Source organism: Brevibacillus sp. SIMBA_040 (assembly GCF_046535075.1).
Taxonomy (GTDB): domain Bacteria; phylum Bacillota; class Bacilli; order Brevibacillales; family Brevibacillaceae; genus Brevibacillus.
Map to the genome: position 1 here is coordinate 1 of NZ_JAWRXI010000020.1, position 15,900 is coordinate 15,900.

General features: G+C 44.1%; 14 protein-coding genes and 3 pseudogenes. 3 read left to right on the forward strand and 14 right to left on the reverse strand.

Translation table 11 applies throughout. The features are described from left to right. Positions 1-90: 90 nt before the first annotated feature. The 3 genes from SB752_RS25900 to SB752_RS25910 form a co-directional block, all read right to left on the reverse strand. Positions 91-564 carry a hypothetical protein gene (locus SB752_RS25900; protein WP_410718366.1) on the reverse strand — a complete coding sequence of 158 codons (474 nt, stop codon included), beginning with the start codon at positions 562-564 and terminating at the stop codon, positions 91-93. Continuing rightward, entirely contained in the window at positions 561-1,253 is a 693-nt protein-coding gene (locus SB752_RS25905) for an AlbA family DNA-binding domain-containing protein (protein WP_410718367.1), read from the reverse strand. The genes SB752_RS25900 and SB752_RS25905 overlap by 4 nt, the downstream gene beginning before the upstream one ends. Before the next feature lie 276 nt (positions 1,254-1,529). Then, positions 1,530-2,156: a hypothetical protein gene (locus SB752_RS25910; RefSeq protein WP_410718368.1), complete on the reverse strand. Its 627-nt coding sequence runs from the start codon at positions 2,154-2,156 to the stop codon at positions 1,530-1,532. 917 nt (positions 2,157-3,073) lie between these two features. Between SB752_RS25910 and SB752_RS25915 the strand changes: the two genes are divergently transcribed. Together SB752_RS25915 and SB752_RS25920 are read left to right on the forward strand one after the other, a co-directional pair. After that, the gene (locus tag SB752_RS25915) at positions 3,074-3,547 is read left to right on the forward strand and encodes a hypothetical protein (RefSeq protein WP_410718369.1); all 474 of its coding nucleotides are present in this window, start codon (positions 3,074-3,076) and stop codon (positions 3,545-3,547) included. A 71-nt stretch (positions 3,548-3,618) separates the two neighbouring features. After that, the gene (locus SB752_RS25920) at positions 3,619-4,680 is read left to right on the forward strand and encodes a DUF3231 family protein (protein WP_410718370.1); all 1,062 of its coding nucleotides are present in this window, start codon (positions 3,619-3,621) and stop codon (positions 4,678-4,680) included. Positions 4,681-4,861: 181 nt separating this feature from the next. Here the strand turns inward: SB752_RS25920 and SB752_RS25925 are convergent, their stop codons facing one another. The 3 genes and pseudogenes from SB752_RS25925 to SB752_RS25930 all read right to left on the reverse strand — a co-directional run bounded on the left by SB752_RS25925 (position 4,862) and on the right by SB752_RS25930 (position 7,955). Further along, entirely contained in the window at positions 4,862-6,397 is a 1,536-nt protein-coding gene (locus SB752_RS25925) for a spore germination protein (protein ID WP_410718371.1), read from the reverse strand. Positions 6,398-6,783: 386 nt separating this feature from the next. Continuing rightward, complete coding sequence (locus tag SB752_RS33540; RefSeq protein ID WP_486304123.1) at positions 6,784-6,945, reverse strand: cation transporter dimerization domain-containing protein; 162 nt, start codon at positions 6,943-6,945, stop codon at positions 6,784-6,786. Continuing rightward, positions 6,942-7,955 (reverse strand): annotated as a pseudogene (locus SB752_RS25930) (oxidoreductase). The gene SB752_RS33540 and the pseudogene SB752_RS25930 overlap by 4 nt, the downstream one beginning before the upstream one ends. A 260-nt stretch (positions 7,956-8,215) precedes the next feature. On the opposite strand from SB752_RS25930, the pseudogene SB752_RS25935 reads away from it, so the two are divergent. Then, positions 8,216-8,443: pseudogene (locus SB752_RS25935) on the forward strand (IS110 family transposase); the annotation flags it as partial. A 188-nt stretch (positions 8,444-8,631) separates the two neighbouring features. Here the strand turns inward: SB752_RS25935 and SB752_RS25940 are convergent. From SB752_RS25940 to SB752_RS25975, 8 genes and pseudogenes are all read right to left on the reverse strand, one after another. After that, on the reverse strand, positions 8,632-9,252 hold the full coding sequence (locus SB752_RS25940) for a nitrite reductase (protein ID WP_410718372.1): 621 nt from the start codon (positions 9,250-9,252) through the stop codon (positions 8,632-8,634). 27 nt (positions 9,253-9,279) lie between these two features. Further along, positions 9,280-10,146, reverse strand: a complete 867-nt coding sequence (locus SB752_RS25945; protein ID WP_410718373.1) for a hypothetical protein — start codon at positions 10,144-10,146, stop codon at positions 9,280-9,282. 27 nt (positions 10,147-10,173) lie between these two features. Then, positions 10,174-12,612 carry a heavy metal translocating P-type ATPase gene (locus SB752_RS25950; protein ID WP_410718374.1) on the reverse strand — a complete coding sequence of 813 codons (2,439 nt, stop codon included), beginning with the start codon at positions 12,610-12,612 and terminating at the stop codon, positions 10,174-10,176. A gap of 33 nt (positions 12,613-12,645) precedes the next feature. Beyond that, on the reverse strand, positions 12,646-12,846 hold the full coding sequence (locus SB752_RS25955) for a copper ion binding protein (RefSeq protein ID WP_410718375.1): 201 nt from the start codon (positions 12,844-12,846) through the stop codon (positions 12,646-12,648). A gap of 13 nt (positions 12,847-12,859) precedes the next feature. After that, positions 12,860-13,168 carry a metal-sensing transcriptional repressor gene (locus tag SB752_RS25960; protein WP_410718376.1) on the reverse strand — a complete coding sequence of 103 codons (309 nt, stop codon included), beginning with the start codon at positions 13,166-13,168 and terminating at the stop codon, positions 12,860-12,862. Between the two features lie 131 nt (positions 13,169-13,299). Continuing rightward, the gene (locus SB752_RS25965; RefSeq protein WP_410718453.1) at positions 13,300-13,629 is read right to left on the reverse strand and encodes a metal-sensitive transcriptional regulator; all 330 of its coding nucleotides are present in this window, start codon (positions 13,627-13,629) and stop codon (positions 13,300-13,302) included. A gap of 129 nt (positions 13,630-13,758) precedes the next feature. Continuing rightward, positions 13,759-15,204 (reverse strand): MFS transporter, encoded by a 1,446-nt coding sequence (locus SB752_RS25970; protein WP_410718377.1) that lies wholly within the window; start codon positions 15,202-15,204, stop codon positions 13,759-13,761. Between the two features lie 149 nt (positions 15,205-15,353). Beyond that, positions 15,354-15,617 (reverse strand): annotated as a pseudogene (locus SB752_RS25975) (chromate transporter); the annotation flags it as partial. Between the last annotated feature and the right edge of the window lie 283 nt (positions 15,618-15,900).

Consider the following 15,900-nt stretch of genomic DNA (forward strand, 5'->3'; position numbering starts at 1 on the left):
TAATAAAGAAAATTTAGCCTGGCAAGGCTATGCACAAAATGGTTGCCGAACTCTGCACTTTTTGCTTGCCAAATACACTTGTGGAACAAACTATAGTTTTGAGCCACTTTGTCGAAACTCTTCTAGCATCTGGATCAATACCTTTCCAGTCTTTAAGCCATCTACAATATGTTCACGCTGACGGTTGTTTTTAGACTCAATCCATGAATATGTATCTTTAAGTGATTCATATTTATCCAAGAAGTCCTTCTTATTGATGTGAACATAGCCTAAAAACGTATCTTTTTCCTGAGTTTCCTCAAATAATAAAACCACCTCGAAAAATCTCTTTCTGGCAAACCCCGCTTCATGGCTATCCTCATTGAACAAGAACTCATTCAATTTGTAAGCAGGACTATCCTTTGTAAAAAACCTCAATCCGTAATCAGCATTTAACCTGTGCTCTCCAAAATAGAGATAAGCCCTATCAGGTGTTGGTGTGCAATACCGGCCACTGTCAAGTAATGCTATCTGTTTACCATATAACTGGGTTCCGAAATACTTTATACTAGGCATCTGATTCATTGTCGATTCATTATACATTGCATAAGAATAGAACTCTGGTATAAGATACGACGATCATCTTCGTCAAATTCAATCGTGATTGTAAACTCTGGATTGTAAATATTGTAGTAGGTATCCTCATCACTCATCCATTCATCTTTTTTCTCAAGTCGATTTATGATCTGCTCGAAGGGAGAACGCGTCAACAAGAAGCGCTTTTTCCAGAGATACTCTATATTGTTGATGTCCGCGCTCTTATCAATGTCAGTATTGGTGTCCCCGACTCGGGTATAGATGTGGTTAGCGGGAACTGTTCTGTTACCATCAGAATATCGGTCAGTCAGGAAATAAGGTGTGTCAGTGCTGTTCTTGACGATCAGAACATCAACCTCATGATCAGCTAGAATTAGTGTCCGAATCTCAACCCGTGGTCGGATTCCAGAAACAAAACTCTTACTTTTTAAGAAGTCGATAACCATCTGCTGATTCTTACGATTTTCGTCATTCTCAACTCCGACCACTTCAAAGGTCTTATCAGCGATACCGAAGATGATGTAGGCATCTCGATCAACTCGGTTGTTTGCCATACAAATGATGTCGAGTAAAAGGTCAGCTTTATTGGTATGATGCTGCTGCTTAAAATCCCAGTAATCATCTTCACGCTTAGTATTAATTAGTAAAAGAATTTCTTCTTTTAGTTCATAACGCATTTAAGGCTTACACCTTCTTAATATAGTGTGTTAAGGAATTGGACTAGCTCCAAGAAAAAAGCGAATTTTGTAATTCAAAAGATGGTGTATTTTTTGTATTAATTTTGGTTGTGACAGACAGGTATCTATAATTCAATTTGATCGATTGGTTCAACTGGATCGTTTGGTTCGAATGGTTCGTCTTGGATCGTAATAACCTGTCCCGTTAGTTAAGCATAGGCTGCCGGCATGAACACCGACAGCCTCTATTTGTTTTCGTTACGCTATCGTATCCCGTTAGTTCAATGCGTTTCGATAAAGCATACAAGAATTATCAATTAAAGTGTACAGTCCTTCAGGCAATTTTTCATTTAAAGATTGATTTATTAAGATAGCCTGAAACTTATGTAGGTTATCTTTGAAAGTAAGATTTGCAAAGTTATATTTTTCATTTGGCCATACTTCATTAACATCAAACAAACCTTTCATATCTTCTTCAATTGCTAAACCACCCACGCTAAACTTTAACTCTCTATAGAGTGAGATTAATAAACAGATAAACTCATCAAGTTCATCATCTCTTATACCTGGCTGATTCCACTCAGGAGCATCATCTTTAGCTCCGAAAAAACACATTGAAAATGATAATAACTCCGAACTTATTTTCTCAACAAACAGTAAAGCTCTCCGTTGTCGGGTTGTGTGCACAGTTAAGTTGATTTCTATTCGATGCATCATCACACTGTGTGGATCATCCTCATCATAAAGATAACCCTCGAAAAATTGCTGAATATATTCCGGCGAGTTGTGCACTTCTATTTTAACGTTAGTATTATTCAGTTTAGAGATGACTTTTTCAATGTTCGTTGGTTCATTAAATATAAAGCTAAGTTCTAAAAACGGTCCACCTTGTAACCAACTCATTAATAATCACCTCACAAATAATAATACCACTTATTGGAACTTTCCTGCCCTTTAGCTTAACGAGGCTGCCGGATAAACTCCAGCAGCCTCTGATGTATTTGCTAAGCTATCGTACCCGTTAGTTGAACGAATATCGTGTTCATATTCTTATCTCTTCACTCCATTCTATTGTAAAATGGATAAAAAAGGGAATGGGTGCATTTAATATGGGATTTCTTTTTGTAACTGTAGCGATCGTTTAACGGTTACTGCTTTATCAATTGAGATAAAAATGCGACGCATGATGAGTCAGAACGAGCGGATCATTTCCTTACTGGAGGAAAAGAAGCACTCGTAATATAATCGTCGATGACAACCGGCCAACGTTGTTTTTCTGCGTAGGCCGTATCGTTTACAGTCATATGTATCATAGATTCCGTCATCCCCCCTGATGAGAGAACCATTTGCATCTAAGCGCCAATATCTACGGTCGCGCAGGTCTTCTTTGATTAGAGCATCCTGGATCCCCACTCGCAATATCGTGCCAAATTCCGCTGCGGGTACGCTCTCCAACCTTTTGATAATTGCATTCATTGGATCTGGCTTGACTCGTTTCTTGGGCATGCCATATATTCCCTTTCGTTTTGGTAGTTGATCGGAACCGTGTGATGCCTGAAAAAACAAAAAGGCGAATCCCTTTTCCTCTTTAGTAATAATACTTATTACATTGAAAAGGCTAGCTTTAATGTGTTTTCATTAATTCTTGAGAAAACCAAACTGCCATCGCAATGCTTTTATTGAACAAACGGTGCTCAGTGGTGATGAATCGCCTTTTTTCAAAAATAAAATATATCCATTCTGGAATCCTAACACACAAGGAGGTGAAGCATAAGAAGGTCATACGAGGGTATCTGAAATAGTAAGGCAGGGAAGGAAAATTGATTAAAAGCGCAGCAATTGAAAAAATGTTGTGGAGTATTGCCTTACCGGGGTTTGGTCAATTATTGAACGGAAAGTTCGTAAAGGGATTAATCTTACTGACTCTAGAATTCATCATCAATCTGAAATCCCACTTAAACCAGATCATCATCGCAAGTTTTCAAGGTGACATTCCGATCGCCATTCGATTGACGGATTTTCAATGGCTAATGTTTTATCCGTGTGTATACATGTTTGGTATTTATGATGCATACCGGGATACCTTTTCAGATGATATTCCCCCTTACTCCGTTTTTCCATTTGCCTTCGCAGCCTTTTTCGCAACAATAGGCGTTATTTATTCCCCTATTTTTCGGATTTTTGGAGTACTATTGGGTCCTGTATGGTTGCCGATGTTATGTTGCTTTCTTGGCATTTTCACAGGAAATATTTTGAAGTTTATTTTTAGAAAACTACCTCAACGCATTCCATAAACAGGCAACATAGTTTGGTCCATTATTGGCGAGAATTTAAAGGAAACATTCATTGGACGGAGGGGTTCTTTATGGAAACCATAGTGGAGGAGCAAACTAGTCCATTTCAACAATTTCAAAATTCGGATCAAAATAATCATGATAAATTAACGTCCGCCGAGCAAGGTAAGCTTTGGGCTACGCATGTTGGAAATACCATGTCGGTTTGCGTGTTGAGTTATATGCTAAATCATGTTGAGGATCAAGAGGTCAAGAATACACTGGAACACGCTTTACAATTGTCTAAGCAATTTTTACAATCGCTGAAAGGAATATTTGCAAAAGAAAACTACCCGGTTCCCGTAGGATTCACAAGTGAAGATGTCGATATAACAGCGCCTAGATTATTTGAAGATGAATTTTACCTTCACTACCTGAAATATGTTGCTAAGGCAGGAATAAGCCTATATGGAATCGCCATTCCTTTGGTAACAAGAGATGATACTCGACAGTTCTTTACTACATGTATTGATCAGACAGTCAACCTCATTAATATCGTAAATATTGCATTGCTGAAAAAAGGACTTATAATCAAGCCACCCTATATTCCTTATCCTGAAGCAGTGGATTTTGTAGAGAAACACAGCTTTCACAATGGTTATTTTGGTCGAGTCCGGCCCCTGCAGGCTCTTGAGATCACTCATCTTTACGATAACGTTGAAAATAATGCGACAAGCAAAGCGGTATTGATTGGCTTTAGTCAGGTTGCGAAATCTAATCAGTCAAAGGCGTATTTTCGGCGAGGGAAAGAAATAGCTACCAAGCATTACGACACTTTCAGCGGGATCCTGCAGGAGGAAGGTTTAACATCCCCTCCCATCCTTGATCAGTTGGTGACTACCTCCACTTCTGCTCCCTTTTCGGATCGATTGATGCTGTTTCATAAGTTGGATATGTATGCAGTTAGAATAAGGTCTTATGGCAATGCAATATCTATGTGCGCAAGGCATGATATAGTAACGAAATATGCTCGTTTTCTTGTGGAAGTTGGAAATTATGTCGAAGATGGATCAAATATCTTGATTGAAAATGGTTGGCTGGAGCAGCCGCCTCAAGCTGTCGATCGAAATGCCCTTGCCTCCAATAGGCATTAATCCTTCCGCCGAGTAGTTGAAGTTTAGGAACAAGCGGTGGCAAAAAGTGCCCATGTTGATGGCTCTATCACCATCTGCTTCCTAACTCAATGACGTCTAATAAAGCTATGGCTCCTAACCCGGTTTGGGAAGGGGGCCATAGCTTTATCTAAAGCGTACACTGGAGGTTGCAGCGTGCCTATCATTGGTTATTCTTTTCATTTATTCGGACCTTATCTAGCGGATGGAACATCGACGGCCTTCTCTTCAGATATTTCAACGGAAACCGAATGATAAAATCCATCATACCCCGCAAATTTAAAGGAGAAAGTGGAGATAAAAATGGTACTCCAAACGGTTTGAGCGACACCATGTGGATCGCTATGAGAAGCGTAAGCAGCATAATTCCATAAAGACCAAATATCCCTGCACTAAATATCATAGGAAACCTTAGGACTCGAGTGGATATCGACGTGCTATAGCTGGGGGAAGTATAGGATGCAATGGTAGTGAGAGATACAATAATCACCATAACAGGACTAACCAAACCTGCTTTAACGGCTGCTTCTCCAAGTACTAAGGCACCAACTATGCCGATCGTAGGTCCAATTGGTTTTGGAAGTCTAACACTTGCTTCTCGCAAAATTTCACTTGCTGCCTCCATAAACAAGGCCTCTATCATTGACGGGAAGGGTACCGTAGATCGTCCTGCGGACATGGCCATGATTAAGCGAGATGGTATCATTTCAGGATGAAATGAAGTAAACGCGATATATAATGACGGCAGATACAGTGCGAGGAAAAAACTAAGTGTACGGATGAGACGTATAAGCGCTACAATGTAAAAACGTTCATAATAATCTTCAGGACTCTGGTAAAACTGAGTAAATATAGCCGGTACAATTAAGGCGAATGGAGTACCGTCAATCATAATAGCGACTTTTCCCTCTAATAAGTTACCTACCACTTTGTCAGGGCGCTCCGTGTTATGCATCTGGGGGAACGGAGAAAACGTACTGTCCTCAATCATATGTTCGACGTAACCGCTCTCCAATACACCGTCTATGTTAATCGCATCCAGGCGCTTTAATACATCTTCAACAATTGCCGGTTTAACAATGCCTTCTATATAAAGGACATTTATGTCAGTCTGCGTGCGCTTTCCAATTATTAAGTGACGCACACGTAAATTTGGATCTTTTAACCGAAATCGTATTAACGCAGTGTTTACGCACAACGTTTCAACAAACCCATCACGGGCTCCGCGAACGACAGGCTCAGCAAGTGGCTCCTTTACTTTCCTCCGTTCCCATCCTCGTGCATTATTCAAGAGTGCTTCCGTATGTCCGTCACGCAGAAGGACTACAGTTCCAGACAGGATGTTTCTGATCACCTGCCTCAAACGATCCGTTGACTCCAGTTCATTTGTAACCGGTTTTTCATAGGTACTGTTTGAAGAGGTCGTGTATTCTATGATTTGTCTACTGGTCACTTTCCTATCAATCATACCGTCAATAAAAAAAATAGCAGCGTTAACTCCTGTTTTTAGCACGAAATGACGTACGACCAGATCATCACAATCCCGAAGTTGCAGCTTAATGAGAGCTTCATTTTCTTGCAGATTGGAAGAAAGTTTACAATCCGGCACATTTTCCATGCTTTTTTTACTGTATGCATCCAAGTAGTTAGTACGCTTTCTTTCTTTCTGCTTTTGCCACGCTTTCCAAAATACGCTCATGGATCGATCTCCCGCCACTCGTTTAGTAAAGTACGGATAGTCTACCCATATGTCCAATATTGTATTTACAATTACTAACAGGGTGAATTAGGCCACGCTATTAGTACATAGGAAGGTATACTAGAAAACAATGGCTAATACCTATCCGAGTGGAGGCAGATTCAGTAAGGGCACATAAACAAGCATCAAAGGGAGGCTTTATTATGATTCATGATATGGAGGAATTTGTAACGTTTTAAGATGGATTACGCAAGCGCGAACGATGCAATATGTAAAGGTTGTACCAAATTCCTGATTGATGCAATTATGCTTACTCAGAGCAACTGGACTCTGGTAATGGACTGAACTATACCTCTATTCGTAGGCGATATATTTAAATGGTTTAATCAGACAGCTATCTCAACAGGCTCGATATGAACGTGAACATTGCTAATATTATGTTCATGTAGAACACGTTCTTCTATACGTTCAGTGATATCGTGGCTTTCTATGACATTTAAGGGCAGACTAATGGTCCATCTACAGCTTTTAGTGTTAGCGGGCCTCATATCACGACCTCTTCTTCCCTCAGTGTAGCGATTGGGTGCAAGAAATGATGATCGAAATGATTCAACACTTTTCCTTCCCGCACTTTGTTCACCCAATCCGGATTGACCAGTGCGCTCGTTCCGATCGCGACCAGATCGGCATCTCCGATTTCTATCAGGTGCTCCGCTCTTTCTGGTTCGCCCAGCTTGCCATTGGCAATAACGGGAAGGCGGCTGTACCGTTTGGCCAGCTCGGCAAGCGTTGGTTCACCCTCCGCGAAAGCAGGTGCAAACGCCTTATATTCAGTAGTATGGATGTAGCTTGGCCACACTGCACTCAACTTCTCAAAGATAATTTTGGCATCGGCCGCCCCATTGGCCCATTTATGGTGAAAATCATTCACTTTTCCTTGCGAAATACGGACGCCCGCAACGAAATCAGGGCCGACAACGGCGCGAATGGCTTCCAAAACCTCCGCGACAATGCGGATGCGACGTTCCGTGGAACCGCCGTAATCATCAGTTCGATAGTTCGTATAATCGGTAATGAATTGATCGAGCAAATAGCCATTTGCCGCATGGACCTCTACTCCATCGAAACCGACCTGCTTAGCACGGTGAGCAGCTTGGGCAAAACCATCGATAGTTTTGCAGATCTCCTCCTGGGTCATGGCTTTTGGAACAGCGAAGTCCCCGCTGCCGCCGTGATCTTCGAGCATCGTCCCCACCGGCTTAACAACTGAAGGCGCTATTGGCGTAAATCCATCATGCTGAACAAGGGCGCCCGCATGCATCAGTTATGCGATTATTTTTCCTCCTTCGCGCTGCACCGCTTGAACGACAGGTCTCCAAGACTCAGCTTGTGCATCATTGGCTATGCCGGGTTGGTTATCGTAGCTTCGGCTGTTCGCTACATCCGGATAGATGCCTTCCGTAATGATGAGACCGAATCCCCCTTTCGCAAAACGGGTGTAATATCGGACCATGCGTTCATTCGCCAACCCGGATCGTTCTGCACTCGTTCTGGTCATCGGCGAAAGTACCGCCCTATTTGGTAATTCCAAGGAACCCAATTGAAATGCTAAAAAAGATTGGCATATTTGCTCATTTCAAAATCCCCCTCTTTTGTGCCTCAGTTGAATGTCTTCTTCTCTGGCACGGTTAGTTTTCTTGAGACCATTGTAGTCCGTTGAATTCATATAATAAAATGATTAGAATAGATGCCCCCATCAAAACAATCGAGGGGGTTAAAGTGGAGGTTAGTCGATGGAGTTAACCGATCTGAAAGTATTTGTGGCGATTATGGAAGAGGGCAGCCAAACGACTTAGACACGCCTTGTACCTTGCGGTTCTTTGTGGGCTAAGACGCTCCTGCAATAAAAAATTAAAGGAATTCTACGACAAGAAACGCGAAGAAGGAAAACCGTACAGAGTGGCAGTTATAGCTTGTGTAAACAAACTTCTTCATTGGATCTATGCCGTTTTAAGAAGCAAACAAACTTTCCTTGATTTTGCTTAAATCCCAAAGAAGATCAATAAAAGCCTTCCAGTAAGTTTCTGGAAGGATATTTGGCATGCGCATCTTTAGTATATCATCGAGTTTTAAAGAATTTAGAGATAATTATTGACAAGATATTAGCTGGTTTTAGTGCATAGTCACACTCGTTTATTTCCAGCCAGTCTTCACCTCCTCTCTATTTTAATTCATTACCCGGCAATCTGTTTCAATTGTTCCAATGTAATACGATCGACGAATTTACTGAATTTTTCTTTCCCTTTTGCATTTTCCTTATAATAATCGATGATCTTCTTAATTGCCGGCACCAGTTGTACCTCCGATAAGCCGGATACAAGCTGTTTGGCTAGGACTGCTTTCAGACCTTTGGGTTCTCCCCCTACGTAAATGTCAAAGGCATCCCGCATTTTAACGATACCGATATCTTTTAACAGGGGCTCGCTGGTGCCGAGCGCACAGCCGGCATACCCAATTTTGATTGGCGTAGGTGTTTCAATTCCGGCAATGGCTTGATTTACCACACGCGCTGTTTCCAGACCGGCCTCTTCTGCACCTTTGCAAAAATTGCAAGCGATCAAGCTTTTGGTGGCAAAACCCGCCGGATACACCTCAAGCCCGACTCGATGGAGCTCTTCCTTGATCGCATCATGCCGCTCAAGGGGAACCTCAACATACAGTTGTTTGAAAGTCGTCATTTCAATTTTGGCATCCGGCCCTGCCACGGTACCGATTTTAGCGAGCTGTTCGGCTGTAAATAAACTTCCTCCGGTTTGAATCGCAGGGCTGACGGCTATTTTTATTTTTTCTCCCATGTTCCTTCTCCTCTCTCCAGTTGCCAATTATTTCACTTCAACTATAAAAGGGACGGTAATGACTTCGCCTCTATGCTGAAATTGTCCCCAAATCTTATAGATGCCACTTTGTGGAAAAGCTGTCGCGAACTGTGCTTTTGGCCCGGTTGCTTTTTCATCAAGCGGATGCACATGGAGGTACTGTCCCGCATCTTGTGAAAGAATAACCACATGGCCCACCGCGCCCAAATACGGCTCCAGGTTGTTAATTCCTTGCTTCGTCTTCGCATCGCGGATGTCGAACGTCAACGTGACATCTTCTTTTGCTTTCATGCTGGTCAGAGCGAGTTCAATTTCTTTATCGTTGACTACTTTGACTAGCTTCGCGTCAGGTCTGACGGCAGCATGTTCCCCTTCTTTCCCTTCCACATCCATCCATTCGCTCAAAGTTGTGGTGGACCCGCCAACAGGTTTGAAATCTGCAAACATCTTATATTTGCCACCGGCCGGAAAAGCATTGTTTGTTGTAAATTTACCGTCTCCCTTGAAATCGGGATGGATATGGGCAAAGTATGACAGATCGTGATTAACGATGATCAGATGAAGCAATTTCTCATGATTGACCTCGAAATCGTTTACCGGCGAGCCGTCCTTATTGGTGATTTGAACGTCTATTTCCGTTTCTTCGTTTGCTTTTGCACTGCCTGAAGTGAAAGCAAACGAAGCTTTCAGGTTATCTGACACCGGTTTTTGTTCAGCGCCATGTCCCCCGTGATTGTCTGCTTGATTTTCCGCTTGATCGTGACTTGCGCCATGACCAGAAGTGTGGTTATTCTCGTTGATAGGCGCATTTTCGTTGGTATTGCCGCATCCGGCTAATAAACTGAAGGTAAGTACAGTCGAAAGAATCATCATCTTCCTATTTATAACCGTTCTCTCCATTCATTTTTGTGGTACCTTGACTCGCTGCAACCGCAGCGCATTGAGAACGACGGATACTGAACTTAACGCCATGGCCGCCCCTGCTACCCACGGTGCCAATAAACCAATGGCAGCAATCGGAATCCCGAGCGTGTTGTATCCGAGTGCCCAGAACAAATTTTGTTTGATGTTGCTCATGGTTTTCCGGCTCATATAGATTGCATCCGGAATGCTAGAAAGGTCACCACGCATGAGAGTTACATCCGCTGCTTCCATGGCGACGTCCGTGCCCGTGCCGATTGCCATTCCAATGTCCGCTGTCGCGAGAGCAGGCGCATCATTTATTCCATCCCCGACCATCGCTACTTGCTTGCCTTGCGCTTGCAGTTTCTTAACTTCCTCTGCTTTGCCCTCCGGGAGGACTTCCGCAAGCACATGCTCGATGCCGACCTCGGCTGCGATGGCCTTTGCCGTCCGTTCGTTGTCTCCGGTGATCATGATGACCTGGATGCCCATTTGTTTCAGACGACTGACAGCATCCTTGGAGGTTTCTTTAATCGTATCGGCTACCGCTACCATACCGGTGTATTGTTTATTGATTGCGACGAGCATGGCGGTTTTGCCGGCTTCTTCAAGGCGAGACATCGTGCCATACGAATCCTTGGCGTCCACTTCGAATCTTTCCATCAAACGGCGTGTGCCGATAAGGAGCTCTTTCCCTTCCACCACGGCCTTTATTCCAAAGCCCGGAATCGCTTCAAACGCTTCCGTTCCTGGCAGTGGGATGCCTTTTTCCCGGATTCCAGCCACAATCGCTTCTGCAAGCGGATGCTCCGAATTTTTCTCGGCTGCCCCGACGAGTCTGAGAAAGTCTGTTTCGTCACCGTCGATGAGAACATCCGTCAACTCTGGTTTCCCTTTTGTGACTGTGCCTGTTTTATCTAAAATAATCACGTCAATTTTATGGGTCTGTTCCAGATGCTCGCCGCCTTTGAAAAGGATGCCGAGCTCGGCTGCGCGTCCGGATCCTGCCATAATCGAGGTTGGTGTTGCCAATCCCAATGCGCAAGGGCAAGCAATAACCAGGATCGCAATCGCCTTTTCCAACGCCCCAGCAAAATCGCCTGGAGTCACGAAGAAGTACCAAACCAAGAACGCGACAATCGCGATACCGACAACGATAGGAACAAAGATTCCAGAAATCACGTCTGCAACCCTTTGAATGGGTGCTTTCGAGCCCTGCGCCTCTTCCACGACTTTAATGATTTGGGCAAGCGCCGTCTCTTTGCCGACCTTGGTTGCTTTTATTTGTAACATGCCGTTTTTGTTGATAGTTGCCCCGATTACTGTGTCACCGGGTTTCTTTTCTACCGGAATACTTTCTCCGGTGAGCATGGATTCGTCTACGGACGAAATGCCTTCTATAACTTCCCCATCGACCGGCACTTTATCTCCAGGACGGACCAGGACGAGATCACCGGCAATCACTTCTTCAACCGGAATAGACAGCTCTTGACCGTCTCGGACTACCAAAGCAGTCTTGGCTTGCAGTCCCATCAAGGACTTGATGGCTTCCGATGAACGTCCTTTAGCGAGTGACTCGAACAATTTGCCCATGATCACGAGTGTGATAAGAACGGCACTCGTCTCGTAGTAGAGGGACGGTCCATGGTGCGCTCCTCCACCGCTTGTTAACCAAACGATTGTCAGATATAAACTGTAAAAGTACGCCGCTGATGTGCCGAGTGAGACCAATACATCCATGTTGGCACTGCCATTACGCAGGGCTTTGTATGCACCCACATAAAACTGTCTGCCTACGTAAAATTGAACTGGAGTGGCCAGAATCAGTTGCAGCCATGGATTCATTAGAATTTCCGGCATGTAGATCCAGGAAGTAAACGAAAAGTGGCTGACCATGGCCCACAAGAGTGGGAACGAGAGAATCGCCGAAAGCAGCAATTTCCGTTTTTGATTCTGCACTTCTTTCTCACGGTGATCATGCGCGGGTTCATTCTCCGATTTCAAAATGGCTTTATAGCCGAGCTGTTGCACCTTTTTCTGCATATCGCTTACGGAAACCTCGCTCGGGGAATACTCGACGTGCGCCGTTTCCATGGCAAAGTTGACCGTTGCACTCGTAACGCCAGGCAGCTTATTCAGGCCTTTTTCAATTCGGTTCGCGCATGCAGCGCATGTCATCCCTTCCAGTTGGAAATCGACAACTTCTTTCGCCATGCCGTATCCCAGTTTCTTGATGCTTTCTTCGATACGGTTTACATCGACTTTGGTCGAATCAAACACGACACTTGCTTTTTCCATGGCGAAGTTTACATTTGCCGTTGAGACGCCTTCCAGTTTATTCAAACCCTTTTCGATTCGGAGCGCACATGCAGCGCACGTCATGCCTGTGATTTGCAAGTTGACTTGTTTGTTTGCGCTCGAAGCCATTGCTTCCATAACCAATCACTCCTTTCCTTGTTTCATCATTGTTTATACGACTTCGTAACCTTGCTCTTCTATCGCTTCTTTTACAGTCTCAAGAGAAATTTGGTTTTCATCATACGTTACATCCACCGTATTGCTCGCAAGATCGACTTTTCCGTTCACCCCGAGTTCTTTAAGCGCCCCTTCGATTGAAATGACGCAATGCTGGCAGCTCATACCTTCTACTTGCAATGTAAGATTTTTCATCATACTCTCTCCTTTATTTCATCAAAATTTTTAATGTTTGGAGCGTTTCTTCTAGAATCGCTTCATCCTTCTGTTGAATACGGCTTACCACGTGCGTTTTTAAATGATTCACCAAAAGCAGTTTACCTACCGCGTTCAGTGCGGAGTGTATGGCAGCCATTTGATTCAAAACGTGATCACAGTATTCATTTCGTTCCACCTGTCCCTGTACACCGCGAATTTGGCCTTCAATCCGATTTAGTCTGGTTTGGATTGCTGATTTCTCTTTTGAATTCAAGTGACTCTTTGGTTGATGTAAATCCGTTGACTCATTGGGATTCATTTCCACCGACCCCTTGGTTATAATATACTCCCCTATGGTATACTGCGTCAACAATATTTTTAGGATACCCATGTACCCTATATTTAAATCCAAGAAAATAGCAGCTCGACAGCTGCCTTCTTTTTTTCCCGTTATTTCATCAGTTTATTCATCGTTGTCAACAGCTCTGTCAACACTTCCGTATCGCCTTCCTGGATCCGCTCAATTACACAGCTTTTCATGTGATGTTCAAGCAGGAGCTTCCCCACCCCGTTCAATGCCGATTGGATCGAAGCGATTTGGTTCAAAACATCGTCACAGTATGCGTCCCTTTCAATCATCCCTTTAATGCCGCGAACCTGACCCTCAATCCGGCTCAGACGGCTGATCAAGCTGTTTTTTACTTTATCCGAATGATGGCTTTTGCGGCCTGGATCTCCGTTACAGCAGCCAGCCGACTCTTCATCTGTTATTTGATCCATGTTTACCGTTTCCGTGCTCATTCGAGTCATCTCCTTTTTTATTGATTATACTATACTCCCACCCCCTATTTCAAATAATTGATAAAAAGAGGCTCCAGCCAAACTGATTTTGGCTGGAGAGGGGGTTGATTATATAGCCGTAGGCCCGTTAGACTCTCCTTGCTTAGGTGAATGGATAAAAATGAGCGCCAAGACCGCACCCACGAAAGCAACGATGCCTGACCAAAAGAAGGCTTGGTGAAACCCTGCGTTGAGTGCGACAACCTGTTCCGTACCTGTTAGTGATCCCGTGGTTGCAGCAGCAATCGCTACCATAGCAGCGAGTCCGATGGCAGACCCGATCTGGTAACTCGTATTCGCAATACCAGAAGCAAGTCCGGCCTCCTCCGGTTTTGCTCCAGACATCGCAGACATGGTTGCCGGGATATAGGCAAGTGACATACCTAATGCCCCTAGTAAGGAAGCAGGAAGGACGTTTACCAGGAAGTTACCGTCAATGGGAGTGTATCCAGCGAACAGGAGCAAAGATCCACCCAGGGCAATCAAACCGATGACTAAGTTCGCCTTTATTCCAAACCTCCCGATGAGTTTCCCGGTGATGAGAACCATGAAGACCATAATGAGAATTGTCATGGGAAGCAGCCCAAGACCGCCCGCAAAAGCATTGAATCTCAAAATTTGCTGCAAGTACAGATTCAGAAAAAACCAAAGCGGAATCCATGCGCCTGAGAGCATGATCAAAGCAATGTTTCCTGCTGCCAGATTCGGTGCTGAGAATATTCGCAGTGGGACCAATGGTTCCCTTTTAAACATCTGAACAATAAGGAATAGAACGAACAGGATAACGGCGGAAATGAGTGTCCAGATTGTAGTGGTTGAACTCCATCCGTTATGTTCTGCCGCCACAATCCCATAAACGGTTAGGACAAGGGCCGCAGTGACGGAAAGAGCGCCCAAAATATCGACACTCCCTTTTCTGACCATCCCTTTTGAAAGGATTGCTGGTGAAAGGAAAAGGACAAAGAGTCCAACCGGAATATTAATCAGAAATGTCCACTGCCAGCTAAGCCACTCGGTAATGACACCCCCGAGAAATACTCCGGCAGTTCCTCCTGCAGCCGCTGAAGCTCCCCAAAAGCCGAATGCTTTCCCCAGTTCTTTCGCATTGCCACCAAATAACATCATGACAATCGTTAAGGCTGCCGGCGCAATGAATGCAGAACCGATACCTTGCAACGCCCGGCCGATGTTAAGCGACTCTTCGTTCCAGGCAACACCAGCAAGTAAGGAAGCGAGAGTAAGGATCGAAAATCCCCACATGAACATGCGCCTTTGCCCAAAAAGGTCGGACATTCTACCACCCAATAAGAGTAAGCCGCCAAAGAAAATGACATAAGCGTTGAAAACCCACTGTAAATTCGCTTGCGTGTATCCAAGTGCTTCTTTTATCGCTGGCAGTGCAACCCCGATAATCGATGTGTCCATGATCACCATGAAGTTTGCCAAACATAACAAGGCAAGTGCTTTCCAACGTCTCGGATCCGGCAGAAAAGCGGCCTGTGTTTGATTTCCCATGAACGTACCCTCCTTTACTTTCGAATCACTCGGTTGATCCCGGAAAAAGTGATTGACGCTCGCGACGGCCGTCTTATAGCGGCGCCAATACAACTCCATAATTTACCGATGTTCGACGTTTTTATAGTATAGCCCCCTACCCTATATTGTCAATGGTGGTTTTGTAACTTCTTCTCAACTCGAATAACCCAACTAAAAACTGTGTGCAAAACCTGCGCTGCGCTAATCCCTGTCATTAGTGCGATTAAGGCACCGATAAGTATGGCGCCAAGGTAAATTCCTAACTGAGCAGCCAAGGGCCCTGGAGCATGCTGTGCTAAGGCGAGTCCATCTTTGTAATCATCCTCCGAAATCCAATTCCTATTTTCCACCAGATCTTGATACATATAGCCAGCTAGAGCAACAGGACCCCTAAAACCGAAGGTTTGGCTCGTGGTCTCCGTGCAGCGCTAAATCAAACCACAGTGGGGACACAATGAAAGTAGCCATAACGGAATAGCCGGTAGCCTTCACGTAAAGGATACCGGCTTTATTTCGATACAAACGTATAAGCATAGAACATTACCCTCGCCATTGGTCTGACAATGGTGTTTCGTGTTAATAAAGTATTAGACCCGACTTCCTTATCTATCAAGGAATCTCAGGAGTCTGTAAAATATTCTGTGTAAACTCTCAACCTCTAAACTACAATGAGTC

Bases quoted from the DNA above. Each gene is read 5' to 3' on its own strand.
- SB752_RS25965 (WP_410718453.1), bottom strand. From the start codon at position 13,629: ATGGATCAAATAACAGATGAAGAGTCGGCTGGCTGCTGTAACGGAGAT.
- SB752_RS33540 (WP_486304123.1), bottom strand. From the start codon at position 6,945: ATGAGGCCCGCTAACACTAAAAGCTGTAGATGGACCATTAGTCTGCCC.
- SB752_RS25900 (WP_410718366.1), bottom strand. From the start codon at position 564: ATGAATCAGATGCCTAGTATAAAGTATTTCGGAACCCAGTTATATGGT.
- SB752_RS25945 (WP_410718373.1), bottom strand. From the start codon at position 10,146: ATGATGATTCTTTCGACTGTACTTACCTTCAGTTTATTAGCCGGATGC.
- SB752_RS25955 (WP_410718375.1), bottom strand. From the start codon at position 12,846: ATGAAAAATCTTACATTGCAAGTAGAAGGTATGAGCTGCCAGCATTGC.
- SB752_RS25950 (WP_410718374.1), bottom strand. From the start codon at position 12,612: ATGGAAGCAATGGCTTCGAGCGCAAACAAACAAGTCAACTTGCAAATC.
- SB752_RS25970 (WP_410718377.1), bottom strand. From the start codon at position 15,204: ATGGGAAATCAAACACAGGCCGCTTTTCTGCCGGATCCGAGACGTTGG.
- SB752_RS25960 (WP_410718376.1), bottom strand. From the start codon at position 13,168: ATGAATCCCAATGAGTCAACGGATTTACATCAACCAAAGAGTCACTTG.
- SB752_RS25940 (WP_410718372.1), bottom strand. From the start codon at position 9,252: ATGGGAGAAAAAATAAAAATAGCCGTCAGCCCTGCGATTCAAACCGGA.
- SB752_RS25925 (WP_410718371.1), bottom strand. From the start codon at position 6,397: ATGAGCGTATTTTGGAAAGCGTGGCAAAAGCAGAAAGAAAGAAAGCGT.
- SB752_RS25910 (WP_410718368.1), bottom strand. From the start codon at position 2,156: ATGAGTTGGTTACAAGGTGGACCGTTTTTAGAACTTAGCTTTATATTT.
- SB752_RS25920 (WP_410718370.1), top strand. From the start codon at position 3,619: ATGGAAACCATAGTGGAGGAGCAAACTAGTCCATTTCAACAATTTCAA.
- SB752_RS25905 (WP_410718367.1), bottom strand. From the start codon at position 1,253: ATGCGTTATGAACTAAAAGAAGAAATTCTTTTACTAATTAATACTAAG.